Raw genomic sequence first — 6,678 nt, 5'->3', positions numbered from 1 at the left:
ACTCAACCCACTCGGCAGTCTCTTCCGGATCACGATCAGGCAGCTGGTTAGTCAACCCGCTGAGGATATGGGAGGTATCTTCTCCTGCAGCCACGGCAGCCTCTTTTCATCTTTGAATGCGATAGGCACAAGTTTTCGTATTGTGAGAAAACATTATTGCTAGACGAGATTAGATAGCAGAGCCCCCTGAGGTCAACGTGACTCCCGCCACCCTCCCGGCGATTCGGGTCCCGTGCGCGTATTGGCGGATTGTGACTACCGTACGGAGCCCTCCACTCTTGACCCGCGGTGACCCACGTCATACTCTTATTTCACTATTCAATATCTACTTTCCGCAATGTGGAATAACAGAAACGACTCCAGATCGGCCTCACCACGCGGGACACACTCCACAGAATTGAGACTTCCATGCAGACCCCTTCCACGGCGGGCGTTGATGCAGGGCAGGGCCTGACAATGCCGTCGGCCGCAGCCACACATCCTTCCGGCAGCATCGAAGCCCTGTGCACCTCAGCCAGCGCAGCATCGGGCACGAGCATCAGCCCCACCCTTTACAACAGCGACCTTGCCCCCACCAAGCGCGCCGGCCGCAGCTGGACCAGCTACAGCATCTTCACGCTCTGGGCCAACGATGTGCACAGCCTGGGCAACTACGCCTTCGCGATCGGACTGTTCGCCTTGGGCCTGGGGGGATGGCAGATCCTGCTGGCACTGGGCATCGGCGCCGCACTCTTGTTCGGCCTCCTGACCCTCTCGGGATTCATGGGCGTCAAAACCGGGGTTCCCTTTCCGGTCATGAGCCGCATCAGCTTCGGCATCCGGGGCGCCCAGGTCGCCAGCCTCCTGCGCGGCGCCGTGGCCGTGGCCTGGTTCGGGATCCAGACCTACCTCGCGTCGGTGGTCTTCCGCGTGATGCTCACCGCCATGTTCCCGTCACTCGCGGACCTGGACCAGGACTCGATCCTGGGCCTGTCCACCCTCGGGTGGATGGCCTTCGTGACCCTCTGGGTGGTCCAGCTGGTGATCGTCAGCTTCGGCATGGAGATGATACGGAAGTACGAGGCATTCGCCGGCCCGGTCATCCTGGCCACCATGGCAGCCATGGCCATCTGGATCTTCGTCGAAGCCGGAGGAAGCATCGCATGGGCCTCCAACAAGGCGCTGGAGGGGCCGGAAATGTGGCTCACCATCTTCGCCGGCGGCGCGCTTTGGGTTTCCATCTACGGCACGTTCGTCCTGAACTTCTGCGACTTCACCCGTTCGGCCGTCTCCAGGAAAGCCGTGGTGCGCGGAAACTTCTGGGGCATTCCCATCAACATGCTGGTCTTCGGCGCCATCGTGGTGGTCATGGCAGGCGGACAGTTCAAGATCAACGGCACCATCATCAAGAGCCCCTCGGATATCGTCCAGACCATCCCCAACACGCTCTTCCTGGTACTGGCCTGCCTGGCCCTGCTGATCCTGACCATCGCCGTGAACCTGATGGCCAACTTCGTTGCCCCCGTCTATGCACTGACCAACCTCTTCCCCAAACGGCTGAACTTCCGCAAGGCGGCCATGGTCTCCGCCAGCATCGGCCTGGTCATCCTGCCCTGGAACCTCTACAACAACCCTCTGGTCATCGTTTACTTCCTCGGTGGGCTCGGGGCACTCCTTGGCCCGCTGTTCGGCGTGGTCATGGCCGACTACTGGCTGATCCGGCGCGGCAAGGTCAATGTGCCGGAGCTTTACACGGCATCACCGGACGGTGCGTACTTCTACCGGAAGGGCGTCAACCCGCGCGCCGTCACCGCCATGGTTCCGGCCGCCGTCGTAGCCCTGCTGATTGCCTTCATTCCGGGCCTGGCTGCCGCGGCACCGTTCGCCTGGTTCTTCGCCGCGGGCATCGCTGCGGCACTCTATTTCTTCATCGCCGACCGCAACCAAGTGCTGGTGGACCGTGACGGTGAGGCCATCGCCGTCGCCGGCAAGCACTGAGCCACGCACCAACCCGCCAGCGGCCAATTTCCTAAGGATCCACCCCATGCGCATTCTTGTCGCGAACGTCAACACCACCCAGTCCATGACTGATTCCATTGCAGCCTCGGCGCGCGCTGCCGCCGCACCCGGCACAGAGATTGTGGGCATCACGCCACGGTTCGGGGCCGACTCCTGCGAGGGAAACTTTGAGAGCTACCTCGCTGCCATCGCCGTCATGGACGCCATCACGTCCTACCCGGAGCCCTTCGACGCCGTCATCCAGGCCGGCTACGGCGAGCACGGCCGGGAGGGGCTGCAGGAACTCCTGGACGTCCCGGTGGTCGACATCACCGAGGCTGCGGCCAGCACGGCCATGTTCCTTGGCCACAAGTACGCCGTGGTCACCACCCTGGACCGCACGGTGCCCTTGATCGAGGACCGGCTGAAGCTGGCAGGGCTGGATGCCAGGTGCGCGTCAGTCCGGGCCAGCGGGGTGGCCGTCCTGGAACTCGAAGAAGAACCGGACCGCGCAGTGGAGGCCATCATCAACCAGGCGTTGGCCGCAGTAACCCAGGACAAAGCCGAAGTCATCGTCCTCGGCTGCGGTGGCATGGCAGGCCTTGACGAGCAGATCCGGCAGCGGGCCGGGGTCCCGGTAGTGGACGGTGTCGCCTCGGCGGTCACCATCGCCGAATCGCTGGTGCGGATGCGCCTGTCCACCTCCAAGGTGCGGACGTATGCTGCGCCGCGGCCCAAGACCGTCATAGGCTGGCCGCTGCACCAGCCGGCCGTGCCGGCACAGCGTTAGCCAGGAGATCCGCATGAACAACCCGCAGTCCACCCCCCGCGTCGCCGTCGTCACCGGGGCCGGGTCCGGCATCGGCCGGGAGGTCGCGCGGCAGCTGCTGGCGGACGGCTACCGGGTGGCCCTGGCTGGCCGGCGCGAGGCCCAGCTGCAGGAAGCGGCGGACGGCAGCCCGGACGCGCTCGTGGTGCCCTGCGACGTCACCCGGCCCGACGACGTCGAGCGGCTTTTCGAGGAAGTCCGCCGGCAGTGGGGGCGGGTGGACGTGCTGTTCAACAACGCCGGCGTCTTCGGCCCGGCAGCGTCGGTGGACGAAATCAGCCTGGAAGACTGGAACGCCACCCTGGCCGTGAACCTCACCGGCTCCATGCTGTGCGCCGCAGCAGCCGTCAGGGCCATGAAGGCGCAGGAGCCGCAGGGCGGGCGGATCATCAACAACGGCTCCATCTCAGCGCATTCGCCCCGGCCGCGAACCGCGGCTTACACCGTCACCAAGCACGCCATGACGGGGCTGACCAAGAGCATCGAGCTGGACGGCCGCGGCTACGGCATCACCTGCGGGCAGATCGACATCGGCAACACTGCTACCGAGATCATGGACACCATCGGCGTCGGCTCAGGGGCGGTGCAGGCGGATGGCTCCCGGAAGATCGAGCCGATGTTCCCGGTGGCGGAGGCGGCCCGCGCGGTGCTGATGATGGCCAACATGCCGGCCTCGGCCAGCGTGGGTTCGGTGGTGGTCACTGCCGCGGGAATGCCGTTCATCGGGCGCGGCTGACCGTCCCGGGAGCGCGGGCTTAGAAGGGGAGCAGGGCCGAAAGGTCCGCGCGCAGGCCGGACGCCGCAACCCTGCCGGCCGTGACTGCCTCCGCCCACGCCAGCTGCCCGGTAACCATCTCAAGCCAGGTGGCGGCGTCGCACTCAATGACGTTTGGCGGGGTGCCGCGCGTATGGCGCGGGCCCTCCACACATTGGGTGACGCCGAACGGCGGCACCCTGACCTCGACCGAATTCCCCGGCGCCCGCGCCGTCAGCTCCTCCAGCGAGTACCGCACGGCCGTGGCCAGGACAGCGCGCGCCAGGGGAGTGCCCGACGGCGGTGGCGCACCTTCGAGCCACGCGTTCAGTGCTGCTTTGCCTTCCTGGACGTCGATACGACGGCGGGCTACGGCCATGCTTTCAGTCTTCCTTTAGCGTCGGCAGGGGATTCGGGGGGTCAGTCGAGGAGGGCGGATACTGCCGGACCCAACCGGATCTTGCCTACCGGGTGGCCGCCCCCAAGCACGGGTTCCACTACGTTCTCGAGGGCGCTGGCAACCCCCGGGATCTCGACGGCGCCTGCGGCAGCGAGCAGGGTCAGGGCCACCAGGGAAGTAGCCCGGAGGTTCCCGTCCAGGATCTTAACGGCCACGGAAACCCCTTGGGGCGTGGCCATGGCAAGGACTCCCTCGGCCCCGATTTTGGCGATGATTCCAAGCTCATCCATCACCAGGGTGTTGGCTTCACCGCGGCCCTGGACGGCCCACGGATAATCGAGCATCGACGTGGCAATGGTGGCGGCGCGGGCGCTGAAGCTTTGGTCGCCCGGGGCCTTGGCCAGCTGGGAGTACGCCCGGGCAAGGCCTTTGAGGGAAACAGCGGCCACCGGCGCCCCGCAGCCGTCAATCCCCAGGTGGGCAATTTTCTCGTCGGTGTATTCCTCGACCACACTCCGGACCCGCTGCTGCAGGGGGTGGTTCGGCTCAAGGTAGCTGTTGGTGTCCCAGCCGTTTTCCTTGCAGGCCCAAAGGAAAGCGGCGTGCTTCCCGGAGCAGTTGAAGGCAAGTCTCGACTTCCCTTTCTCGGAGCGGACCAGCCAGTTCCTGGCAGTTTCGTCCTGCGGCCACGCTTCCGGGCACTGCAGTTGGTCCTCCCGGATCCCTGCAGCCTTGAGCATGCCCGCCACCACGTCCATGTGGTCCAAGGACCCGGTATGGCTTCCGCAGGCGATGGCCACCTGGGCGCCGCGCAGCGGAACCCCGGACTGCATGGAGGCCAGGGCCTGGAAAGGCTTCAAAGTGGACCGGGCAAAGATCGGGGTGTTGATGTCGCCAAGCTCGGTAACCACCGACCCGTCGGCGGACAGGAGGACGGCGGCACCGATGTGCCGCGACTCCACAAAGCCGCTGCGTTCGATCACGGCCAGCTCGACGGCGGAGTCCACGGTAAAAGTTGCGTGCGGATTGTGCGGCATACCGCCAGTCTAGGGGCCAGCCACCTACTGGACCGTGACCATCACCGACTGCCAGCCCGAGGCGCCGTCCGGAACCGGGTCGGCGCGCTTGTCCGTCTGGACTTCCCCGGTGCCGTCGGTGGCCCGGACCTTGATGTAGTGCGGGCCGGGCGCGGCGTCCCACTCATACGACCACTGGCGCCAGGTGACGGTGGAAGCTTCGGCCGAAAGGGTGGTTTCCATCCAGTCTCCGTTGTCGATCTGGATTTCCACCTTGCGGATGCCGCGCGTCTGCGCCCAGGCTGTACCGCCTACGGCGACCTTGCCGGCCGGTACTTTGGCGAAGGACTTGGGCACCTCAACGCGCGCCATCGTTTTGATGGGGCCACGTTCGGACCAGCCACGGTTGGTCCAGTACGCCTTGTTGTCGGCGAAGCGGGTGACTTCGAGGTCCACCACCCACTTCGTAGCCGAAACAAACCCGTAAAGCCCCGGAACCACCATCCGCACCGGGTAGCCGTGCTCCAGCGGCAGGGGTTCGCCATTCATGCCGATGGCAAGGATGGCGTCCCTGCCATCCTGAAGGACCTCCAGCGGAGTGGAGGCACTGAAACCATCAATGGAGGTGGACAGCACCATGTCCGCTCCGTCCTTGGGCTTGGCCCGGGCCAGGACCTCGCGGATGGGGAGGCCAAGCCACTTGGCATTGCCGGCGAGGTTGCCGCCCACCGGGTTGGAGACACAAGTGAGGGTGACGTGCGATTCGATCAGCTGCGCGTCGAGCAAATCCTGGAAGGAGAGGGTGACCTCCCGCTCCACGAGTCCGTGCACGCGCAGCCGCCAGTCGTCCAGGTTGATTTCCGGGACGCTCAGGGCCGTATCGATGCGGTAGAAGTCGTTGTTGGGAGTCAGCCAAGGGGTGACACCGGGTACCGGGGACTGGACTCCCGCGGGGACTGGAGCGGCCGACTTTGCGGGCGCGGGCAGCGTGAGTGCTTCGCGCGCCCTGGTGACGTTGCTGCGGGCGGCCCCAAGCAGCCGGCCGCCCGTGGCGGCGATACCGGCAGCAACCGCGGTCACCCCGGCAGCAGCAAAGAAGCGCCGGCGGTTGGTGCCTCCGCGCTGCTGCCGGGCATCGTCGTCGTCCGACTGGTCCGCCGGGGCTTCGGGCCACTTCTTCAACCCCCACAACTGCACCATGAGCCGGCGCAGGACCACCAGGCCGGCGACCGTTCCCAGCACGGACGGGATGGCGTCCGCTGGGCCCACACCCGCACGGGTGACCACGCAGGCCACGATCACGGCCCCCATGAAGAGCACCCCAAGGACGCCCAGAATCCACTTCCGGTAGGCCACTACGCCCAGGATGCACGCCAGCACCGCAATGGTCAGGCCCATGCCCACAAAGAGGGCGGCCTTGTCATTGGTGCCGAACGTGGCGATCGCGAAGTCCTTCATCCACGGCGGGGTGAAGTCGATGAAGGTCGAGCCCAAGGCGAACAGGGGCGTTGCCCGGGCGGTAAAGAACGCGCCGATCAACTCCGCAACGGCAAGCACGACGGCGGCCGCCACCACGCCTGCCAGTGCGGCCATGGGGGCGGGGCCTGTCAGGTGGTTCCGAAGCTTTGTCATGTTTATTATTCGGAGCGGCCGGTGGCGCGGATTGACCGGGCAGGCGGGCCAGGACACAGCTTAGGAGCGG

Annotated in this window: 6 protein-coding genes; 3 read left to right on the top strand and 3 right to left on the bottom strand. The window is 65.9% G+C overall.

The window, feature by feature from the left end:
• The first annotated feature begins 408 nt into the window (after nucleotides 1-408).
• The 3 genes from ACFVTD_RS05005 to ACFVTD_RS04995 are packed head-to-tail and all read left to right on the top strand — an operon-like array spanning nucleotide 409 to nucleotide 3,542.
• Nucleotides 409-1,977, top strand: coding sequence for an NCS1 family nucleobase:cation symporter-1 (locus tag ACFVTD_RS05005; RefSeq protein WP_387558879.1), 1,569 nt, complete (start codon nucleotides 409-411; stop codon nucleotides 1,975-1,977).
• A gap of 46 nt (nucleotides 1,978-2,023) precedes the next feature.
• The gene (locus tag ACFVTD_RS05000; RefSeq protein WP_387558876.1) at nucleotides 2,024-2,767 is read left to right on the top strand and encodes an aspartate/glutamate racemase family protein; all 744 of its coding nucleotides are present in this window, start codon (nucleotides 2,024-2,026) and stop codon (nucleotides 2,765-2,767) included.
• Between the two features lie 13 nt (nucleotides 2,768-2,780).
• Complete coding sequence (locus ACFVTD_RS04995) at nucleotides 2,781-3,542, top strand: SDR family oxidoreductase (RefSeq protein WP_387558873.1); 762 nt, start codon at nucleotides 2,781-2,783, stop codon at nucleotides 3,540-3,542.
• A 19-nt stretch (nucleotides 3,543-3,561) separates the two neighbouring features.
• On the opposite strand, the gene ACFVTD_RS04990 is transcribed toward ACFVTD_RS04995, so the two are convergent.
• The 3 genes from ACFVTD_RS04990 to ACFVTD_RS04980 are packed head-to-tail and all read right to left on the bottom strand — an operon-like array spanning nucleotide 3,562 to nucleotide 6,608.
• Nucleotides 3,562-3,939: a sterol carrier family protein gene (locus ACFVTD_RS04990; RefSeq protein WP_387558870.1), complete on the bottom strand. Its 378-nt coding sequence runs from the start codon at nucleotides 3,937-3,939 to the stop codon at nucleotides 3,562-3,564.
• A gap of 41 nt (nucleotides 3,940-3,980) precedes the next feature.
• Nucleotides 3,981-4,997, bottom strand: coding sequence for an asparaginase (locus ACFVTD_RS04985; RefSeq protein WP_387558867.1), 1,017 nt, complete (start codon nucleotides 4,995-4,997; stop codon nucleotides 3,981-3,983).
• A 24-nt stretch (nucleotides 4,998-5,021) separates the two neighbouring features.
• Nucleotides 5,022-6,608, bottom strand: a complete 1,587-nt coding sequence (locus tag ACFVTD_RS04980; protein ID WP_387558864.1) for a molybdopterin-dependent oxidoreductase — start codon at nucleotides 6,606-6,608, stop codon at nucleotides 5,022-5,024.
• Nucleotides 6,609-6,678 lie beyond the last annotated feature (70 nt).

The organism is Pseudarthrobacter sp. NPDC058119, assembly GCF_042884655.1.
Lineage (GTDB): Bacteria > Actinomycetota > Actinomycetes > Actinomycetales > Micrococcaceae > Arthrobacter.
This window is presented reverse-complemented; position numbering and strand designations above follow the sequence as displayed.

Coding starts and splice junctions, on each gene's coding strand:
- ACFVTD_RS04980 (WP_387558864.1), bottom strand. CDS start 6,608: ATGACAAAGCTTCGGAACCACCTGACAGGCCCCGCCCCCATGGCCGCA.
- ACFVTD_RS04995 (WP_387558873.1), top strand. CDS start 2,781: ATGAACAACCCGCAGTCCACCCCCCGCGTCGCCGTCGTCACCGGGGCC.
- ACFVTD_RS05005 (WP_387558879.1), top strand. CDS start 409: ATGCAGACCCCTTCCACGGCGGGCGTTGATGCAGGGCAGGGCCTGACA.
- ACFVTD_RS05000 (WP_387558876.1), top strand. CDS start 2,024: ATGCGCATTCTTGTCGCGAACGTCAACACCACCCAGTCCATGACTGAT.
- ACFVTD_RS04985 (WP_387558867.1), bottom strand. CDS start 4,997: ATGCCGCACAATCCGCACGCAACTTTTACCGTGGACTCCGCCGTCGAG.
- ACFVTD_RS04990 (WP_387558870.1), bottom strand. CDS start 3,939: ATGGCCGTAGCCCGCCGTCGTATCGACGTCCAGGAAGGCAAAGCAGCA.